This window comes from Rhodococcus sp. BL-253-APC-6A1W (assembly GCF_012843405.1).
Classification (GTDB): domain Bacteria; phylum Actinomycetota; class Actinomycetes; order Mycobacteriales; family Mycobacteriaceae; genus Rhodococcus.
The window spans coordinates 31621-52863 of sequence record NZ_JABAFB010000005.1; the positions used below are offsets into that span (position 1 = coordinate 31621).

The following is a 21243-nucleotide window of genomic DNA, read 5'->3' on the forward strand; positions in this document are numbered from 1 at the left end:
CACCCGTCCGGTATGTCCGCGCGCGTTCACTAAGCTCGGCAATCGTGACCGACGCGCCCGTGAGCTCCCCCGCCCTTCCCGTCGCTCCGTTCCGTCGGATCGCGGCCACCGCAGGCGCCATGGTCGCCGCGGTGGTCGTGGCGGTGCTCGTGTCGTCCGTCGGGTTGTTCGCCTTCGGCCGGGTGCAGTGGCCGGCGTTCAACTCGTCGAACGTCACCCAGGCGGTGACGACCGTCATGCAGGTCGCGGCTCTGGCAGCACTGGGCTTGTCGATCTTCCTGCTGCGTCGCCGCAAGTTCGTGAGGGGCGCGCGGGTCCTGTCCTGGGCGGCACTGTCCGGCCTGGTCACCGCCACGCTCGGCATGCCGCTCGCCGCGACCCGCCTCTATCTGCACGGCATCTCCGTCGACCAGGAGTTCCGCACCGAGTTCCTGACGCGCCTGACCGACAGTCCGGCCCTGCGCGACATGACGTACGCAGACCTGCCGCCGTTCTACCCCGCGGGGTGGTTCTGGATCGGTGGACGGGTGGCGAACGTTCTGGGCATGGACGGCTGGGAGGCGTTCAAGCCGTACGCGATCGCGTCGATCGCCGTCGCGGCGGTGCTCGCTCTGGTCCTGTGGTCCGAACTCGTCCGCTCCGACCTGGCCGTGCTCGCCGCGACGGCCACGACCGCCATCGTGCTGGCCTACGGGTCTCCGGAGCCGTACGGCGCGGTGATCGCGCTGCTGCTCCCGCCCGCTCTCGTGCTCGCGTGGGGTGCCCTGTCGCCGGTACGCGGCCCCGGCGACGACGGACGAAGCGCAAACGGCCGGCAGGGATGGGGCGCGGCCATCGGAACAGGCATGTTCCTCGGTGTCGCGGCCACGTTCTACACGCTCTATCTGGGGCTCGCGGCGTTCGCGGTGACGGTGATGGCGGTCGCCGCCGCAATCCTGGCGCGCCGCTCCGGAGGGTCGTGGCGGGCCGCCCTCCCCGTGTTGACGAAGTTCGCAGTGATCGCAGCCATCGCGATGCTGATCGCGTTGATCGTGTGGGCACCGTTCCTCGCCGAGGTCCTCGGCGGCAACTCCCCGTCCGGTTCGGGCACCGCGACGCACTATCTGCCCGAGGCCGGCGCGCGCCTGCCGCTGCCGATGTTCCACGCCTCCCTGGTCGGGTTGCTGTGCCTGCTGGGCACCGTGTGGCTGATCGGCAGAGCCACGTCGTCGCGTCGGGCGCAGGCCCTCGGGCTCGGTGTGGTCGCCGTCTACCTCTGGTACCTCGCGTCGATGGCGTTCACCGTCCTGGGCAACACCTTGCTGGCGTTCCGGCTCGAGGTGATCCTGCTGGTGCTGCTCGGAGCCGCGGGTGCGTTCGCGTTCGTCGACTTCTCCCGCTGGATCAGCTTGGCCACCAGCGACAATCCGCGGGTACGCAGGGTCCTGGTCGCGGTGGGTGCTCTGGGTGCGCTGGCCTTCGCGCAGAACATCCCGCAGGTACTGACCAACGAGATCAACCTCGCCTACAGCGACACCGACGGCAACGGCGAGCGTGCCGAACAACGACCGCCGGGCGCGGCGTCCTACTTCGGGGAGGTCGACGACGTGCTCACCTCCCAGCTCGGGCCGGAACGCAGCGACTGGGTCGTGCTCACCGCCGACACCTCGTTCCTTGCCTACTACCCGTATTTCGGCTTCCAGGCTTTGACGTCGCACTACGCGAATCCGTTGGCGGACTTCGCGGGTCGCGCCGCCGCGATCGAGAGCTGGGCCGAACTCGGGTCCGCCGACGAACTGATCGCCGCGTGGGACGAGTTGCCGTGGCGAGCCCCCGACGCCATCGTGTTCCGACAGAGCGCCGAGGGCTACACACTGCGCCTGGCCGAGGACGTGTATCCGAACGACCCGAACGTGCGTCGCTACACGGTGACCTTCCCCGAGGAACTGTTCGACGACCCGCGCTTCGCGGTCACCGAGGTCGGTCCGTTCGTGGTGGTCACGCGCGCCGCAGGGGCATAACGGCCCGGACGCCGGCGTCGCGCAGGTACAGGCCTCCCCAGACGAAGATCCCGACGTAGATCGGGAACAGGGTCGTGCTGAGGATCGGCTGTTCGGTGAGCATGTTGGTCGCGACCGCGCCGCCGAGGTACCCGGTGATCAGCACTGCCCCGAGGATCGACGTGACCGGTACGACGTACAGCACCAGGCTCACGAGTAGAACGGCCCCGATGACCCTGTTCAGGCTCGGGTCGAAGCCGAGATCGGCCATTGCGTCCTGCACCTGCGACGTGTTCATCAGATGGATAACCGAGTCGAAGAGCAGGAAAAGCACTACCAGTGCGGTGACGACCAGCCCGGCGATGCGAGCGGGCTTCGACACAACGGCGTAGTCGGTGCGCTGAACTGATTGCGAGGTGGTGGTCATGAGAGTCTCCCGGGATCGATGCGGTGTCACATATCGGTTGTGTCCCTACATCGACCCGCCCCGGGCCGGGAATTCATCGTTTACGGGAGACGCGACGCCAGAAGTTCCGCGAGATGTGTGCCGCGGCGTGAGGTGAGATCGCCGATCTGGGTCCGACACGAGTATCCGTCGGCGAGCACGACGGTGTCGGCCGACGCGGCCTCGACTGCCGGGAGAAGCTGTGCGCCCGCCACCGCGACGGAGACGTCGTAGTGCCCGCGTTCGACGCCGAAGTTCCCCGCGAGGCCGCAGCACCCACCGAGCCGCTGCACCTGCGCGCCTGCGGTCCGCAGCAGTGCGGCGTCGGCGCCCCACCCCATGACCGCGTGGTGGTGACAGTGCGGCTGGGCGACGACCGTGGTGCCGTCGAGTGACGGCGGCGTCCACTCTCCGAGGAATTCGGCGAGCGTGGAGGTACTGTCGGCGACGATCCGGGCCGGTTCGGAGCCGAGCATCTCGACCGCATCCGAGCGCAACACCGCGGTGCACGACGGTTCGATCCCGACGATCGGCGTTCCGATACGAAACAACTCGGAGATAGTGCGTCCCAATATCTTTCGGGCAGTGCCGAGCTGACCGGTGGTGATCCACGTCAAGGCGCAGCACTGCTGCTCCTCGGTGATCAGCACCCGGTGCCCGGCAGCTTCGAGTACCCGCACCGCGGCCACCCCGACCTCGGGGGTGAAGTACTCGGTGAAGGTGTCGACGAACAGCACCACCGGGCGCCCGCTCCGGGACCGCTGCGCAGCGGTGTCGGCGAACCAGCGACGAAACGTGCGGGGTGCGAACGCGGGGACGGTGCGGCGCCGGTCCATGCCCGCGAGCGTGAGTCCCGTTGCGGCGACTCCCGGTATCCGCGTGAGGGTATTGACCACCCGGGGTGCGCGGGATGCGAGGGCAGCCCAGCGCGGTAGCCGGCCGAGACTGTAGTGCGCGACAGGACGGAGCCTGCCCCGGTAGGTCTGATGCAGCACTTCGGATTTCCACGTGGCCATGTCCACACCGGTGGGGCAGTCCGACAGACAGCCCTTGCACGACAGGCACAGCTCGAGAGCGTCGTGCACTTCCTTCGACCGCCACGAGTCGGTGACGAGCGTGCCGTTGAGCATCTCCTGCAGCGCCCTGGCACGTCCGCGGGTGGAATCCTTCTCCTCCCGGGTTGCCTGGTAGGACGGGCACATGACGCCGCCGACGGCGGTGGTGTCGGCGCGGCACTTGCCGACACCGGTACAGCGGTGGACCGCCTGCGTGAAGTTCCCGTCGTCCTCCGAATACCGGAAACCCAAGTCGACGTCCACTTTTCGCGCGGCGGGCACTCGCAGGTCGACGTCGACGGGGTGCGGGTCGACGAGCACTCCGGGATTGAGGACGTTGTCGGGGTCGAACACCGACTTCACCGCGCCGAACAATCGGATCGCAGCCGGGGAGTACATCAGCGGGAGCAGTTCGCTGCGGGCCCGGCCGTCACCGTGCTCGCCCGACATCGACCCGCCGTAGCCGGCGACGAGGCGGCCCGCCGCGAAGAGGAACTCGCGGAACAGACCGGGAACCTCGAGCGGCACATCGAGACGGATGTGAATGCATCCGTCGGCGAAATGCCCGTAGGGATAGCCGGTGATGCCGTAACTGTCCGTCAGTTCCTGGAAGTCGCGCAGATAGGCCCCGACGCGCTCCGGCGGTACGGCGGCGTCCTCCCATCCCGCGTGCGCGGGCAGGCCTTGCGGGCTCCGCGCGGACAACCCCGATCCGTCCTCCCGGATCCGCCACAGCGCGTCAGCCCGCACCTGATCGTCGACCTGCAGCGTGTCCACCGCCCCCGATGCCGTCGCCAGGCCCCGCGCGCGCTCACGGACCTCGTCGGGATCGTCGCCGGCCAACTCGACGAACAACCATGCGGCGCCGCGCGGCAACGGTGGCACCGCCTGCGGTCCACGACGGGAACGGACGACGTCGACGATCCTCGAGTCGAGTCCTTCGCACGCCGTCGGCCGGAAACACAGCAACGTGTGGGCCGCATTACCGGCCGCAACGATGTCCGGGTACCCGAGCACCACCATCGTGCGTACGCGCGGATCCTCGACCAGGCGGAGCGTCGCCTCGGTGGTGATGCCGAGCGTGCCCTCGCTGCCGATCAGCAGTCCGCGCACGTCGAAGCGGTTCTCGGGCAGTAGGCATTCGAGCGCATAGCCCGACACCTGGCGGCCGAACCGGCCGAACTCGGTGCGAACCGTGGCGAGGTCACGGGCAACGATCTCGCGCAGAGGTTCGAGGATTCCGTCGGTGCCGGGCAGTGACAGCGAGTGCCCGCTTCCGGTGAGGACTTCGAGCGCCACCACGTTGTCGGAGGTTCGGCCGTACCCGAGTGCGCGGGCACCACACGCGTTGTTGCCGATCATTCCGCCGACGGTGCAGCGGTTGTGGGTGGACGGATCGGGGCCGAACCGGAGTCCGTACGGCGCGGCGGCCCGTTGCACGTCGGTCTGCACGACACCCGGCTGCACGCGGGCGGTACGCGCGTCCGGATCGATCTCGAGCACCTGCCCGAGATGGCGGGAGAAATCGAGCACCACGCCCGGCCCGACGGCGTTGCCCGCGAGCGAGGTGCCGGCACCGCGCGAGGTGAGGGGCACCCCCTCCCGGCGGCAGACGTCGAGAACGGCCGCGACCTCGTCGAGCGATCGTGGACGGACGACGGCCTGTGGCGGCACGCGATACAGCGAGGCGTCGGACGAGTACATGGCTCGTGCGGCGGTGTCGTCACAGACCTCCACGATCCCGGCCGCCCGCAGCGCGCGTCCGATCGGCGTCGCTGTGTCCATGGTGTCCGATGCTAGTGGGGGCCGGTGGTGCACCGGACGGGGTCGGAAGAACCCGCCACGCCGACCGCACCTACCGGTGTCGCGGCCACCACAGCGGCACCCTCGCATAGCATCGGGCCTTGTGCCTGCCGAAACCCGAGCGCCCGAAAACGCCCCTTCACCCGATCCGACGTCGCAGTTCCGCACCGCGCGCGTAGTCGCGATCGTGACGGGTCTGCTCGCTTTCGTCCTGGCGCTGAGTGTCCCGTTCCTCCCGGTCCGGCAGGAAGCGACCAGCCTCGCCTGGCCCCAGAACAACTCGCTCGACAACATCGAGGCGCCGCTGGTCTCGTACACCCCGCTGTCGCTGCGCGTGAGTGTTCCGTGTTCGGCAGCAGAGTCGCTCGGGGAAGACGGCGGGACGCTCGTGTCGACCGTTCCCCCCGGCGCACCCGACGCGACCGACACCGCGCTCGTCATCAGGGCCGTCCCGGGCACGGACGGCAACCCCGGTGCGATCGAAGCGGTGCTGCGCAACTCGGTGCTGGTGTCCACTCCCCTCGACGCACCGTGCACCGCCGTCACGGTCGCATCGAATGCGGAACTGACCGCCGCCGAGGTCGTGGGCGCGGACCCGCGGGTCGCCGTCGAGGTGAAGGGCGATTCCCGGCCCCAGATGGTCGGCGTGTTCAGCGACCTGGACGGATCTGCCACGGCACTGACCTCCGGTGCGGACACCGAGAGGCTGTCGGTGCGCGCCGACCTCGACACCCGGTTCACGTCGACGCCCACGCTGATCAAGTTGGCTGCGATGATCCTGTGCGCGCTCTCGACGGTGATTTCTCTCGTCGCGCTGCATCGCCTCGACAGCGTGGATCGGCGGCGGGCCCGCCGCTTCTTCCCCTCCCACTGGTGGCGATTCACGATCGCCGACGGCGTGGTCGTCGGGACACTGCTCCTGTGGCACGTCATCGGTGCCAACACCTCGGACGACGGTTACATCCTCAACATGGCCCGGGTATCGGGCGACGCCGGCTACATGTCGAACTATTTCCGGTGGTTCGGTGTCCCCGAAGCGCCCTTCGGGTGGTTCTACGACGTCCTGGTGCTGATGTCGCAGGTGTCGACGGCCAGTATGTGGATGCGGCTGCCCGCGCTCGTCGCGGCGATCCTGTGCTGGATGGTCATCAGCCGGGAAGTCATCCCCCGGCTCGGCACCGCGGTCCGGCACAGCCAGGTGGCGCTGTGGACCGCCGGACTGGTCTTCCTCGCGTTCTGGCTCCCGTACAACAACGGCCTGCGTCCCGAACCGATCATCGCGGTCGGCGCCCTGCTGACGTGGTGCTCCATCGAACGCGCGATCGCGACCGGCCGCATGCTCCCTGCCGCGATCGCGGTCCTCATCGCCGCATTCTCGCTCGCGGCCGGACCCACCGGCGTCATCTGCGTCGCGGCACTCATCGCGGGCGCCCGCCCCCTCGTGAAAGCCCTCGTGGCGCGCCGCCCCCTCGTGGGATGGGCGCCGCTCGCCCCGCTCCTCGCGTCGGGCACCGTCGTACTCGTCGTGGTGTTCGCCGATCAGACTCTCGCGTCGGTGCTCGAAGCCACCCGCGTGCGCTCCGCGGTCGGGCCGAACGTGCCCTGGTTCGACGAACGGCTGCGCTGGGACGCGCTGCTGACGGTGTCGCCGGACGGCTCGGTCGCCCGCCGATTCGGCGTGTTCGTGATGCTGCTGTGCCTGGTCGTGTGCGTCATGCTGATTCTCCGCAAGGGCCGCATCCCCGGGACCGCGATCGGGCCCTCCCGGCGCATCCTCGGCATCGTCTTCGCGTCCCTGCTCCTCATGATGCTCACCCCGACCAAGTGGACGCATCACTTCGGTGTCTACGCCGGGCTCGCGGGATCGATCGCCGCGCTCGCCGCAGTCGGCGTCGGGGCGGTGGGCATCCGGTCCGCCCGCAACCGGGCCCTCTTCACCGCGGGCGTGCTGTTCGTCCTGGCGATGGCGTTCACCGGATCCAACGGCTGGTGGTACGTCTCGAGCTTCGGTGTTCCCTGGTGGGACAAGCCGCCGTCGATCTCCGGGTACGCGTTCTCCACCGCACTGCTCGGCCTCACCGTGGTCGCGCTGATCGTGGCCGCATGGTTCCACCTGCGTGAACCGTTCGTCGCGCCACGACCCGAACGCAACGGACGAATGAAGGCACTCGCCTCCGCGCCGCTCACTCTCGTGGCCGCAGGAGTGGTGCTGTTCGAGGTCCTGTCGTTGATCAAGGGCGCGGTGGCGCAGTATCCGGCGTACTCGATCGCGCAGTCCAATCTGTCCGCCCTGCGCGGCGACAGTTGCGCCCTGGCCAACGACGTTCTCGTCGAGTCCGACCCGAACGCGACGATGCTCTCGCCGCTCGACGGATCGGTCGCCGACGCACTCGGTGCCGGGACGTCGACCGGATTCACACCCGACGGTGTCGCTTTCGACCTCACCGCCGACGCCGAGACCTCCACGACAGGTGGCGCGAACACCGTCGACTCCGAAGTCGGTGGCACCACCACCTCGACGGGTGCGGGCACCGGCGGTGGACGAACCGGCAACCAGGGCGTCAACGGCAGCACCGTCCGCCTGCCGTTCGGGCTCGACCCCGCTACCACGCCGATCCTGGGCAGTTACCGGACCGGGGTGCAGCAGGCCGCCGCGCTCGAGTCCGGCTGGTACGTCCTTCCCGAACGCACCGAGGACACCCCGCTGCTCGTCGTCACGGCGGCCGGCCGGGTCCACTACGTCGACCCTGACGGTGTGATCACCCCCGGACAGGACGTGCAACTCGAGTTCGGTGCCACCTCGGGTGGCGAAGTGTCGCCGGTCGGCCGGGTCTCCCCCATCGACATCGGCCCGTCACCGTCGTGGCGCAACCTGCGTGTGCCCACCGACGCCATCCCTGCCGACGCGGACGCCGTCCGGATCGTCGTCGACGACGGCAACCTGGCTCCGGACCAGTGGGTCGCGGTCACGCCGCCGCGCATGCCGCGCCTCGACACGCTGAACGAGGTCGTCGGTTCGCAGGCTCCGGTCCTCGTCGACTGGTCGGTGGGCTTGGCCTTCCCGTGCCAGCGGCCGTTCGGTCACCGCAACGGCATCGCCGAGGTCCCGGAGTTCCGCATCCTTCCCGACCGGGTGGGTGCCGATGCGACGAACGGCTGGCAGGACGACATCGGCGGCGGCCCCCTGGGCTGGATACCGCAGCTCCTGGCCGCCGAGACCATCCCCACCTACCTGAACCACGACTGGGATCGCGACTGGGGTTCGCTCGAGCGGTACCGCCCGATCGATCCCGACGCGACCGGTGCGGTGATCGACACCACGGAGGTCACGCGGTCCGGTGTGTGGAATCCGGGGCGTGTCCGTGACGGGGTGCCTGTCCTGCTGGAATGAGGGCGTGTGCCGTCACACGTTGGCTGCCGATACCATCGGAACCCGTGCCCGACGACGTGACGACCGCCCCCGCTCCCAGCGAGACCCCGCTCAGGTCCGTCGGCGAGGATCTTCGTACGCAGTACCGGACCGCACGGCTCGTCGCCGCTGTCGCGGGACTGCTCGGCATCGTCCTTGCCGTAGCGACGCCGTTCCTGCCGGTGCGCGTCACGGAAGCGACCGTGACGTGGCCCCAGAACGGCTCGGTCACCGACATCGAACTGCCGTTGATGTCGCAGGTACCGCTCAGTTTCGAGGCGACGATCCCGTGCGTCGCGGTCGGTGAACTCCCCGACTCGGGCGGGATGCTCCTCGCGACCGCACCCGCGAACGGGCAGGACGCCGCGCTCAACGCGATGTTCGTGCGTGTCGGCGAGGAGAACGTCGACGTGCTCGACCGCAACGTCGTGGTGGCGACGGCGCCGCGCAGCGAGGTGGAGTCGAGTGCGTGCACCGAGATCCGTCTCTTCTCGGACGCCGACCGGACGACCGCCGAATTCGTCGGGCTCTCCGACGAGAACGGCCTCCCGCGCGCCGGGGAACTCGGTGGCGACCTGCGGCCGCTGGTCGTGGGCGTCTTCAGCGACCTGACCACCGCGGTGCCCGGACTCGAGGTGACCGTGGACGTGGATTCGCGATTCACGTCGTCACCCACCCTCGTCAAATCGCTGGCGATGATCCTCGCGGTCCTGTCGACCGCACTCGCGCTCGCCGCACTGGCGAAGCTGGACGGCACCGACGGACGCGGGCACCGCCGTTTCCTGCCCGCACGCTGGTGGAAGTTCAGCGGTGTCGACGTCGTCGTGATCGGCACGCTCATCGGCTGGCACTTCTTCGGCGCGAACACCTCCGACGACGGTTACCTCCTGTCGATGGCCCGGGCGTCGGAGCACTCCGGCTACATGGCGAACTACTTCCGGTGGTTCGGTGTACCCGAAGCGCCGTTCGGCTGGTACTACGACGTGCTGGCGGCGTTCGCGAAGATCTCCACGGCGAGCCCGTGGATGCGACTGCCGGCACTGCTCGCCGCCATCGTCTGCTGGATGGTCATCAGCCGGGAGGTCGTGCCCCGGCTCGGGCGCGCCGTCCGGGAGAACCGGATCGCGCTGTGGACCGGCGGACTGGTGTTCCTCGCCTTCTGGCTCCCCTACAACAACGGCCTGCGTCCCGAACCGATCGTCGCCCTCGGCGCGTTGCTGACGTGGTGCTCGATCGAGCGCGCGATTGCCACCGGCCGTCTGTTGCCGGCCGCGACAGCCGTCATCATCGGCGCCTTCACGCTGGCGGCCGCCCCGACCGGCCTGATGTGTATCGCCGCGCTGATCGCGGGCCTGCGGCCCATGACGCGCATCGTGGTCCGCCGTCACCGTGAGGTCGGCACGCTGCCGTTGCTCGCTCCGATCGGCGCAGCCGGTGTGCTCGTCCTCGTGGTGGTCTTCTCGGACCAGACCCTCGCGGCGGTCCTCGAGGCCACCCGTGTGCGCACGATCATCGGCCCCAACGAGGAGTGGTGGAACGACTTCCTCCGCTACTACTACCTGATGGTGCAGACCGTCGACGGGTCGCTGGCACGCCGTTTCGCGTTCCTGGTCATGCTGCTGTGCCTGTTCACGACGATGCTCGTGCTGCTGCGTCGCCGGAAGATCCCCGGCATCGCCATGAGCCCCTCGTGGCGCCTGCTCGGCATCGTCTTCGGAACGATGTTCTTCATGATGTTCAACCCCACGAAGTGGACCCACCACTTCGGGGCGTACGCGGGCATCGCCGGATCGCTCGCCGCACTGACCGCCGTGCTCGTCTCCGCCAGTGCGCTGCGATCGCGGCGAAACCGCACGATCTTCCTGGCAGGTCTGCTCTTCGTCCTCGCAGTGTCCTTCGCCGGCATCAACGGCTGGTGGTACGTCTCGAGCTACGGCGTTCCGTGGTTCGACAAGACCGTCTCGTTCCAGGGCACCCAGTCGAGCTCGGTGTTCCTCATCCTCTTCGGTGCGGCGCTGCTCCTCGTCGCCTGGCAGTACCTGCGCGAAGGCTATGCGGCGCCACCGGAGAAACCGACGACGCGCAAGGGCCGCCGTATCCGGACCTTTGCGGCCGCGCCGCTCACCGTCGTCGCCGCGGTCATGGTTCTGTTCGAGGTGCTCTCACTCCTCAAGGGCGCTGTGGCGCAATACCCCGCCTACTCGCTCGCCCGGTCCAACATCGGTGCCCTCGCAGGTGACACCTGCGGCCTCGCGAACGACGTGCTCGTCGAGATCGACCCCAACCAGGGCCGTCTCGAACCGATCACCGACCCCGCGAATCCTCCGGCCGGCGGAGATCCGCTCGCCGGATCCTCTCCCCGTGGATTCAGCCCGGACGGCGTTCCGTCCGACCTCACCGCCGACTACGTCGAGGTCAAACCCGGACAGGGCAACACCGACAACCAGAGTGTCGGCCCCACGTTCGAGACCGGCTCCGGCGGCGGCACCACCGGTGGACGAGGTGCACAGACCGTCAACGGCAGTACCGCGCGCCTGCCGTTCGGACTCGACCCGGCCGTCACCCCGGTCCTCGGTAGCTACCAGCAGGGCGTGCAGGAACCGGCAAGCCTCACCTCGAGCTGGTACCAGCTGCCCGAGCGTGCCGACGAGTCGCCGCTGATCGTGCTCTCGGCCGCCGGCCGCGTCTGGTCCTACGACGACACCGGTGCCCTGAACTACGGACAGTCGCTGCTCGTCGAGTACGGCACACGGCTGCCCGACGGAACCGTCGAGGCGAAGGGCACCTACCTGCCGCGGGACATCGGTCCGGCACCGTCGTGGCGGAACCTGCGTGTGCCGATCGCAGATCTGCCGGAGGACACCGACGCGGTGCGGATCGTCGCGAACGATCCCAACCTCACCGGAGACCAGTGGCTCGCGTTCACGCCGCCGCGGGTGCCCGTCCTCGACACCCTCGACAGCGTGATCGGCTCGGAGCAGCCCGTCCTGCTGGACTGGGCCGTGGGTCTGCAGTTCCCGTGCCAGCGGCCGTTCGATCACTGGGCCGGTGTCGCCGAGATGCCGAACTACCGCATCCTCCCCGACCGTCCGCTCGCGGTGTCGTCGACCGACACGTGGCAGTCGGCGGACAACGGTGGTCCGCTCGGATTCACCGAGGTCCTCGCCCGTGCCGAACAGATTCCGACGTATCTGAAGAACGACTGGGCCCGCGACTGGGGCTCGCTGGAGCGGTACGTCCCGAACTACCCGGACGCGGTTCCCGCGGAGATCGCGACCAGCGAGGTGAACCGCTCGGGGCTCTGGAAGCCTGCGTCGATGCGCGTGTACGAGTAGCGTCCGAGGCTGCCGCACGGGTAACCATGTCGCGTATCCCTAGAATGCGGGAGTGACCATCGAGAACAGCGCGGACGCCTCGTCGCTCTCCCCGCGAGCCACCCAAGCGGTCAGGCGGAGCCTGACCCCGCGGCAGGAGGCTGCGAGTCGCGATGTGGACCGGCTGATCCGCGCCGGCCGGGAACTGCTGACGCAGGGTGCGCCCGCACGCGTCGCGGACATCGTCACCGCTGCCGGACTGTCGAACGACGCGTTCTACCGGTACTTCCGGAGCAAGAGCGATTTCGTCGACGCTGTGGTCGAGGAGGGCAGCCAGCGGCTTTTGAACTACCTGCGCCGGAAGATGGACGCGGCAGGAAGCCCCGAGGGCGCTCTCCGGGCCGGCGTCGCCGCGGTTCTCAGTCAAGCGGTCGACCCGAGCATCGGAGCCGCGACACGCAATGTCGTCGCGGCGGGAGGCGGTCGTCCTCATGCGCCGAAGGTGCGCGAGGATCTCGAGTTCGCGCTCGCGGAGGTGCTCGCCGGACCGATCCGTGAGCTGGGCTCGACCGACCCCGAACGCGATTCGCGCGCAACGTCGATCCTGTTGCTCGCCTCGATGGAACACCTGCTCTGGCGCGACACCACCAGCTTCGATGCCGACGCAGAGGTCGAGCACATCGTCGGCTACGTGCGCCGCGCCCTGTCCGTCTAGCCGGCACAGACGAATGCCGTAGTGGGCTGCACAGTGCGTGTGCAGCCCGCTACGGCATCGTTTTCACACAGTGGCCGTCAGAGCGGCAACAGGTGGTGCTTGCGCGGGTTCTTGAACACCGTCTTGTCGCGCAGCAGATTCAGAGCGCGCCGAATCTCGAGCCGCGTCGAAGCCGGGTCGATGACGGCGTCGATGTAACCGCGCTCGGCAGCGATGTACGGCGTCGCTACATGCTCGTTGTAGAAGTTGATGAGCTGCTGCCGCACCGCGGGAGCGTTGTCGCCCGCATCGGCAATCTGCTTGCGGCCGATGACCGCAACCGCGGACTCGGCACCCATCACGGCGATGCGGGCCGTCGGCCACGCGAAGTTGATGTCGGCGCCGAGCTGCTTGGAACCCATCACCGCGTAACCGCCGCCGTACGACTTGCGCACCACCACGGTCACCTTCGGCACGGACGCCTCGACGTACGAGAACAGGAACCTGCCGCCACGCTTGATGACGCCGATCTTCTCCTGCTCCACACCGGGAAGGAAGCCCGGAGTGTCGACGACGAAGACCAGCGGAATGCTGTAGGCGTCGCAGACCCGGACGAAGTGCGCGGCCTTGTCGGCTGCGGCCGCGTCGAGTGCACCGGACAGATGGAGCGGCTGATTCGCGACGACACCCACCGGGCGGCCGTCGACGCGGGCGTATCCGGTGATGATGTTGTGCGCGGTCTGCGAACGAACCTCGAAGAAGTCGCCGTCGTCGAAAATCTTCAGCAGAATGTCGTGCATGTCGTAGCCCGAGTTGTCGGCGTCCGGCATGAACGAATCGAGTTCGAGGTCGTCGGGTGTGATTTCCGGTTCCAGACCGGGATTGACGACCGGCGGCTTCTCCTGCGCGTTCGACGGCATGTAGCTCAGGTACTGGCGCACCCAGTCGAACGCGGCCTTCTCGTCGGGCGCGACGTGGTGCACGTTGCCGTATTCGGCTTGCTTACGCGCACTTCCCAGTTCGTGAAGGCTGACGTCCTCACCGGTGACGGCCTTGATGACGTCCGGTCCGGTGACGAACATGTGGGCGTCTTCGGTCGCGACCACGACATCGGTGTTGATCGGGGCGTACACGGCACCGCCGGCACACTTGCCGACGATGACCGAGATCTGCGGGCACAGCCCCGACAGCGGCTCGGTGCGCTTCCCGATCTCGCCGTACCAGGCGAGCGACGTGACGGCGTCCTGCACGCGCGCGCCACCGGAATCGTTGATGCCCACGACGGGGCAGCCGATTTTGAGGGCGTAGTCCAGGACCGCGGAAACCTTGCGGCCGAACATTTCTCCGACGCTGCCGCCGAGCACCGTCTGGTCGTGGGAGAAGACCGCGACCGGCCTGCCCTCGACCGTGCCGTGCCCGACGACGACGGCGTCGCCGTAGAAGGCGTCCTCTCGGCCGGGCGTCTTCATCAACGCGCCGATCTCGACGAAGCTCCCCTTGTCGAGGAGCATGTCGATGCGCTCACGCGCACTCGGAATGCCCTTCTTCGCGCGTTTGGCGACTGCGATCTCGCCCGCAGGTTCCTGCGCGATCTCCAGTTTCTGGCGCAGCTCGGCCAGCTTTTCTGCCGTGGTGGTGGTCACTACTCGTTCAGCTCCTCGAGGCCTCGATGGCGGCCAGCTTACGGGTCAGGTCTGCCCCCACCTTGGCGATGTACGGCTCGTCGACGATCTGCAGGTGATCGCCACCCACGGACACGACTTCCAGATTCGCGACGACGTCTCCCCAGCCGCCGTCGGGCTGCCGGGTGCCGAACGCCGGCTCGAGGTCGATCGCGTCGTCGTGATAGCGATCCGCCATGTAGAGAACGACATCGCCGTCGTAGGTTTCGAGTTCGGCGGTCTGGATCGCCCGGTTGTCGAGCCACGACGTGCGCTGATGCTCGATGATGCCGCCGGGGATCTCGACACCGCTCATCTCGAGCAGGCCCATGAGGATTCCGATCTGGTCCTCGTCGGACTCGGCCTCGGCCAGAAGGTCGTACGGCAGCGGGGCTTCGATGCCGTAGGTCTTCTTCGCGAACCGCGCGTAGCGCTGCCAGCGCTTCCTGATCTCCTCGGGCGTGTTCTCGACCTTCTCGCCCGCCATGACGGTGTCGATCAGCCCGACGACACGCACGTCCTTGCCGCGCTCGCGCAACAGGCGCGCCACCGCGTAGGCGAGCACACCTCCGAGCGACCAGCCGTAGAGCACATACGGGCCGTCGCCCTGGATCTCCTCGATGAGCGGCAGATAGACCGCGGCGCGCTCCTCGATCGGCCCCTCGGTGCGTTCGAAGCCGTACATCGGCGTATCGGCGGGAAGACGCCTGAGCAGCGGTTCGTATGCCACGGTCGAGCCACCTGCCGGGTGGAAGACGAACACCGGCACCGCATCCGAGCCCTCGGGCCGCGGTCGCAGGGCGCGCACCAATCCGTCGATCCGGTCGGAGGATTCGAGGTATCCGCGGACGACATCCGCGAGTTTCTCGATCGTCGCAGCACCCCGCACATCCTCGACGGTGATGCTGCCTCCGGAACGCTCCGTCAGACGGGCCGCGAGCTTGCCGGCTTTCTCGTCGTCCAGCGTGGGAAGCGTGTTGAAGATGCTCTTCGCCGACCGCCCGGTGACCACCGCCCACGACGCGAACGTCAGGCGTTCGGCGGCGTCGCGCGGAGGCACGTCGACGCCACCGTCATCGGTGGTGTCCAGCGACGCGGTCTCGGCCGGAGCGGCAGGCGCCGCGTCCTCCAGGATCTGCTCGGCTTCGGCGACGACCGTGGTGTCCTCCACCGAGGTCGGTGCCTGCTCGTCGGCCGCTGCGTCTTCTGCGGCGTCCGCCGCGCGCTCGGCAGCCTTGTCCGCGGCCTGCTGCTCGGCGAGTGCCGCGACTTCCTCGCGGTTCTCGACGGCGTACCGCAGGTACTTCGCGACGTCGCGCAGGCTCGCATCCTTCACCGCGGAGATCTGGAGTTGCGGAATGTCGAACTCGTACTCCACCCGGTTCTTGATCCGGACCGCCATGAGCGAATCGAGGCCCAGTTCGATCAGCGGAATCTCGACCGGCAGGTCCTCGGGCGCGTATCCCATCGACTCCGCGACGATCAGCGCGAGCCGATCCTCGAGGGTCTGCGAGCCGGCCGGATCCCATCGGTCGCCGGCGCTCTCGGCCACCTCGGCGGTGTCCTCGTCCGTACGGGTCGACACCGCGGTGGCGGCAACAGGTGCGGACAGCACCTCACCGGAGGTGACGACACCCTCGTGGACGAGCGTGAACCCGCCGTCGTCGAGAGCGTGTACCTGCAGCGACGCACCACCGGGATGGCGGGTGAGCGTGGTGGTGAGCGTCCCGGCTGCGGGCACCGGTGCGTGCGGCATCGACGCGGTGAGCGTCACGTCGGCGAGCACCTGCGAGGCCGCGGCCACGAGCAGCGCGGCGGGATCGGTGACGGCCGAAGCCTGCACCTCCCACACGTGCCGGCCGTCGGGGAGTGCGACGTGCGCACCGGGAACCCGGCTGTTGCCCGCGGAGCCGATGCGGGCCTCGACCCAGTACGGCTTCCGCAGGAACGCGGTCCGCGGGATCTCGGCGTAGTCCCCCTCGGGGAGCAGGCTGCCCAAGTCCACGGGATGCCCGTGCACATACAGCTGCGCGAGGGCGAGGAGCACGCCGAGCGACTCGTCTTCCTTGCGCTTGAGCGTCTGGATGAACTGTCCGTCCTGCACGCCCGCGTCGAAAGCGGTCGACGCGACCGACATGAGCGTCGCGGGATTGGCGTTGAGCTCCACGAAGGTGGTGTGGCCGTCGGACAGTGCCTGGCGCACGGCCTGCGTGAAGTACACGCTGTGGCGCATGCCCTTGGTCCAGTACTCGACCCCGTGAATGCCTTCGTGTCCCGGCCGGTACAGGGTTTCCTGGTCCACCGACGAGTACACGGCGACCTTCAGCGGGTGCGGCTCGATACCCGCGAGTTCGGCAGCGAGCTCACCGAGAATCGGGTCGACCTGCGAGGTGTGGCTCGCGCCCTTCGTCTGCAGGACACGAGCGAATTTCTCCTCGGCCTCGGCGCGGGCGACGATCTCGTTGACCTCGCCCTGCGGGCCACCGATGACCGTGTGGGTGGGCGCGGCGTAGACGCACACCTCGAGGTGCGGGAAGTCCGGGAGCACCGAGGTGATCTCGTCGGCGCTGTATTCGACGAGCGCCATGAGACGGATGTCGTCGCCCTCGAGCTGGCCTTCCGCCTCACCCATCAGCCGCGAGCGGGCGCAGATGACGCGCACGGCGTCCTCGAGCGCGAGTCCACCGGAGATGTACGCGCCGGCAGCCTCACCCATCGAGTGCCCGACGATCGCGGCGGGCTCGGCACCGTGGTGGCGCAGTACCGCCGCGAGACCGATCTGGATCGTGAAGATCCCGACCTGCGCGGTCTCGACGTCGTAGTCCTGGCTGTCGTCGAGGAACTTCTCCGTCATGGAGTAACCGGACTCGTCGACGATCAGCTCGTCGACCTCGTCCACGGCCCGCGCGAACACCGGGTTCTCGAGATACAGCTGCTTTGCCATCTTCCGGTGCTGGGCACCGAAACCGGACAGCACCCACACCGGTCCCGCGGACGCGGGAGAGTCGGCGGTGAAGACACCCTGGGCCGGCTTGCCGGCGGCGACGGCGCGCAGACCGGCGATGGCCTCGGCGCGGTCGGCGGCGACCACGACTGCGCGGGAGCGCCCGTGATTGCGCCGCGCGAGCGTGCGGGCGACGTCGGCGAGCGGAGTCGTGCTGCCCTGCTCGGTCTCGAGCCAGTCGGCGAGGTCGGCGGCGGCGCGGCGACGGCGGGACGGCATCGGAGCGGACACCGCGAGCACGACCGGCATCTCACGAGCCGGTTCCGCGGGGGTCTCGGCGATCTCGGAGACGGCGTCGGACACGATCTCGACCTCGGCCTCGGCTGCTTCCTGCCCGTCGGGGCCGGTGTATTCGTGCACCACGACATGCGCGTTGGTGCCGCCGAATCCGAAACCGGAAATGCCCGCGACCGCGCGTCCCGTGTACCGGGGCCACTTCGCACCGTCGGGAATGACCTGGAGATGCGCCTTGTCGAACGGAATGTACGGGTTGGGCGCGGTGTAGTTCAGCGTCGGAGGAAGCGCGTCCTCCTGCATCGCGAGCACGACCTTGATCAGGCCCGCAGCACCGGCAGCCGACTCGAGGTGGCCGAAGTTGGTCTTCGCCGAACCGAGGAGCACCGGCTTGTCGGCATCGCGGCCGCGGCCGACGACCCGCCCGAGTGCATCGGCTTCGATCGGGTCACCGAGCACCGTGCCGGTGCCGTGTGCCTCGATGTAGTCGACACCCGACGGCAGGATCTGCGCGTCCCGGTAGGCCCGGCGCAGCACGTCGACCTGTGCTTCCGGGTTGGGGGCCGCCAGGCCGTTCGAACGGCCGTCCTGGTTGACGGCCGTGCCGGCGATGACGGCGAGAATGTTGTCGCCGTCGCGCTCGGCGTCCTCGAGACGCTTGAGCACGACGAGACCGCCGCCCTCGGCACGGATCATGCCGTCGGCGTCGGCGGAGAAAGCCTTGATGCGGCCGTCGGGAGCCATGACGCCGAGTTCGTCGAAACCGAGGGTTCCGGCCGGCGCGAGCAGCATGTTGACGCCACCGGCCAGCGCGACATCGGCTTCACCGCCGCGCAGCGCACGCACCGCCTGATGCACCGCGACGAGCGACGACGAGCACGCCGTGTCGAGGGTGACCGAGGGGCCGTGGAAGTCGTAGAAGTACGAGACGCGGTTGGCGATGACCGCGGACGACGTACCCGTCAGCGCGTACGGGTGCGCAACGGACGGGTCGACCGAGGCCAGCAGCATGTAGTCGCTCGCCGAACTGCCGATGAAGACACCGACCGAACCACCCTTGAGGTCGCTCGGAGGAATGTGCGCGTGCTCGAGCGCCTCCCACGTCAGTTCGAGCGCGAGACGCTGCTGCGGGTCGACCATCTCGACCTCGCGCGGCGACATCGCGAAGAACTCGGCGTCGAAGCCCTTGACGTCGTCGAGGTAGCCACCACGGGTGTTGGCCTTGCGGATCGACTCGCGGACGGCCGGGTCGCCTTCGAACTCCGACCAGCGGCCCTCGGGAAGATCGCCGATGGCGTCCCGCCCGGACGAGAGCAGATCCCACATCTGCTCCGGCGTCTCGATATGACCCGGGAAGCGCGTCGACACACCGACGATCGCGATGTCCTTCGACGCCCCCGACGGTCGCGCCGCGTAGAGGGACGCGTCGTCGTCGTCTTCGGGACGTTCCGGTTCGCCCTCGATGATGCGCGTTGCCAGCGACGCGATGGTCGGATGCTGGTACGCGATCGTCGCGTTCAGGGTGACGTCGAGAAGATCCTCGATCTCACCGCTCAAGGCCACCGCGTCGCGGGACGACAGTCCGAACTCCTCGAGCGGACGATCATCCGTGATCTGCGAGACCGGCTGGCCGGTCGTGTTTGCGATCCAGTTCCGCAGCCAGTCACGCAGTTCCGCAACGGTCATTTCCATGTCAGCCATCAACCCACCACGCTACCCGGGAACAAGAACATTTCTTCACACGCTGTCGGGGAACGCCTGCTGCTGGTGACCACCGCGCAGCGTTCCCTCGATGTAGGCGGCCTTGCAGGCGCGCCGTGCGATCTTTCCGCTGGAAGTACGCGGGATGGAACCCGCGGGAACGAGCAGCACGTCGCGCGCCGTCACGCCGTGGCGTGCCGAGATCGCGGCGCGCACGGCATCCGCGACCGGCTGCGGGTCGACCTTGCCCGCACCCGGTGCGCGCTCGGCGACCACGACGAGTTGCTCGGACGAATCGTCCGCGTCGAACTCGAGGCCCGAGGCGGCGTTCTCGAACACCACCTGCGGGAGCTGGTTGGCAGGAACCGCGAACGCGGCCACGAACCCGGGGCGCAGCGCGGGGCTGGCCTCCTGAGCCGAGTACTCGAGGTCCTGCGGATAGTGATTGCGGCCGTCGACGATGACGAGGTCCTTGACGCGGCCGGTGATGTACAGCTCACCGTCGATGTACACGCCGTAGTCGCCCGTGCGGAGCCACTTGGCGTCGTCGGGGGTGCCCTCGGCGTGGCTGCCCTCGGGAAGCCGCTGCGTGATCTTGTTGTGGAAGGTCTCGTCGGTTTCCTTCTTACGACCCCAATAGCCGATGCCGACGTTGTCGCCGCGCAGCCAGATCTCGCCGACGTGCTCGTCCGGAACCTCGGCGCCGGTCTCGGCGTCGACGATCGCGGCCCACTGGCTGATCGACACGAAACCACAGGACACCTGCGGGATCGCGTTCTCGGCGTCGCGGTCGACGCGCACGACCCGGCCACGGTTGAGTTCGTCGCGGTCGACGTAGAGGACCTTCGCTTCGTCGCTGTGCTTGGTGGACGAGACGAACAGCGTCGCCTCGGCCATCCCGTACGACGGCTTGATCGCGGTCTTGGGCAGGCCGTACGGCGCGAACGCCTCGTTGAACTTGCGCATCGACGACGTGGTCACCGGCTCGCTGCCGTTGATCAGGCCGATGACGTTGCTCAGGTCGAGGGTTTCGCCGTCCTTGGGCAGGCCGCGCGCGGCGGCGTGCTCGAAGGCGAAGTTGGGCGCGGCGGCGAACGTGCCGGCACCGTCGGAGACGGCGGCGAGTTCGCGGATCCAGCGACCGGGACGTGCGACGAACGCACGCGGGCTCATGATGGTGATGTACTTTCCGCCGATCGCGGGCAGGATCACCGTCAGCAGGCCCATGTCGTGGAACAGCGGCAACCAGGTCACGCCACGCGAGGTCTCGTTGAGCTCGATCGAATCGGCCATCTGGATGACGTTGGTGAGCACCGAGCGGTGGGTGATCTCCACGCCGGCCGGGACGCGGGTCGAGCCCGACGTGTACTGCAGGTACGCGATGTCGTCGGTGGAGACCGCGGGGCTGGTCCACGAGTCCGCGAGCGTGTCGGGGATCGCGTCGACGGCGATTACCCGGGGACGCTGCGCGGCGGGGAGGGGGCGGAAGAACTGCCGGACACCTGCGGCAGACGAGGTGGCGGTGAGGATCGCGCTCGGAGTGCAGTCGCCCAGAACGGCGTGCAACCGGTCCGTGTGGCCGGGCTCGTCGGGATCGAACAGCGGTACGGCGATGACGCCCGCGTAGATCGCGGCGAAGAAGGAGACCACGTAGTCGAGGCCCTGAGGGGCGAGGATCGCTACCCGGTCGCCGGGATCGGTGACCTGCTGCAATCGCGCGGCGATGGCCTTGAGCCGGACGCCGAATTGGTTCCACGTCAGTTCGTGGACCTCACCGTCCCGTTCCCGCGAGTAGTCGATGTAGCGGTAAGCCGTCTCGTCACCGTTGGAGGCCACGTTCTGCTCGAGGTGATCGAGCAGCGTGTTCCCCTCCGGCAAGTTGATCCGGCCGTTTTCATCGATGAACTCTTCGAACCCGACGCTCAATTCCTTCTCCCTGTCGAA

At 68.5% G+C, this 21243-nt stretch carries 9 protein-coding genes; 4 read left to right on the plus strand and 5 right to left on the minus strand.

Annotation, left to right across the window (positions count from 1 at the left end; genetic code table 11):
- Positions 1-119 precede the first annotated feature (119 nt).
- Positions 120-2000, plus strand: a complete 1881-nt coding sequence (locus HF877_RS08660) for a galactan 5-O-arabinofuranosyltransferase (RefSeq protein ID WP_169621055.1) — start codon at positions 120-122, stop codon at positions 1998-2000.
- Here HF877_RS08660 and HF877_RS08665 read toward each other — a convergent pair.
- Positions 1978-2406, minus strand: a complete 429-nt coding sequence (locus tag HF877_RS08665; RefSeq protein WP_169620768.1) for a DoxX family protein — start codon at positions 2404-2406, stop codon at positions 1978-1980. The genes HF877_RS08660 and HF877_RS08665 overlap by 23 nt on opposite strands.
- An 80-nt stretch (positions 2407-2486) precedes the next feature.
- Positions 2487-5264 carry an FAD-binding and (Fe-S)-binding domain-containing protein gene (locus HF877_RS08670; RefSeq protein WP_169620769.1) on the minus strand — a complete coding sequence of 926 codons (2778 nt, stop codon included), beginning with the start codon at positions 5262-5264 and terminating at the stop codon, positions 2487-2489.
- Positions 5265-5385: 121 nt separating this feature from the next.
- Here HF877_RS08670 and HF877_RS08675 point away from each other — a divergent pair, with 121 nt between their 5' ends.
- From HF877_RS08675 to HF877_RS08685, 3 genes are read left to right on the plus strand one after another with little or no spacing between them, the layout of a single operon-like run.
- On the plus strand, positions 5386-8673 hold the full coding sequence (locus HF877_RS08675) for an arabinosyltransferase domain-containing protein (protein ID WP_169620770.1): 3288 nt from the start codon (positions 5386-5388) through the stop codon (positions 8671-8673).
- Between the two features lie 44 nt (positions 8674-8717).
- Positions 8718-12026: an arabinosyltransferase domain-containing protein gene (locus HF877_RS08680; RefSeq protein ID WP_169620771.1), complete on the plus strand. Its 3309-nt coding sequence runs from the start codon at positions 8718-8720 to the stop codon at positions 12024-12026.
- Positions 12027-12078: 52 nt separating this feature from the next.
- A complete protein-coding gene (locus HF877_RS08685) occupies positions 12079-12720 on the plus strand; it encodes a TetR/AcrR family transcriptional regulator (protein ID WP_169620772.1) in 642 nt (213 codons plus the stop codon).
- Positions 12721-12797: 77 nt separating this feature from the next.
- Here the strand turns inward: HF877_RS08685 and HF877_RS08690 are convergent, their stop codons facing one another.
- The 3 genes from HF877_RS08690 to fadD32 are packed head-to-tail and all read right to left on the minus strand — an operon-like array spanning position 12798 to position 21225.
- Positions 12798-14342 carry an acyl-CoA carboxylase subunit beta gene (locus HF877_RS08690; RefSeq protein ID WP_169620773.1) on the minus strand — a complete coding sequence of 515 codons (1545 nt, stop codon included), beginning with the start codon at positions 14340-14342 and terminating at the stop codon, positions 12798-12800.
- A gap of 7 nt (positions 14343-14349) precedes the next feature.
- Positions 14350-19284 (minus strand): polyketide synthase Pks13, encoded by a 4935-nt coding sequence (gene pks13 / locus HF877_RS08695; RefSeq protein ID WP_169621056.1) that lies wholly within the window; start codon positions 19282-19284, stop codon positions 14350-14352.
- Between the two features lie 51 nt (positions 19285-19335).
- A complete protein-coding gene (gene fadD32, locus HF877_RS08700) occupies positions 19336-21225 on the minus strand; it encodes a long-chain-fatty-acid--AMP ligase FadD32 (RefSeq protein WP_169620774.1) in 1890 nt (629 codons plus the stop codon).
- Between the last annotated feature and the right edge of the window lie 18 nt (positions 21226-21243).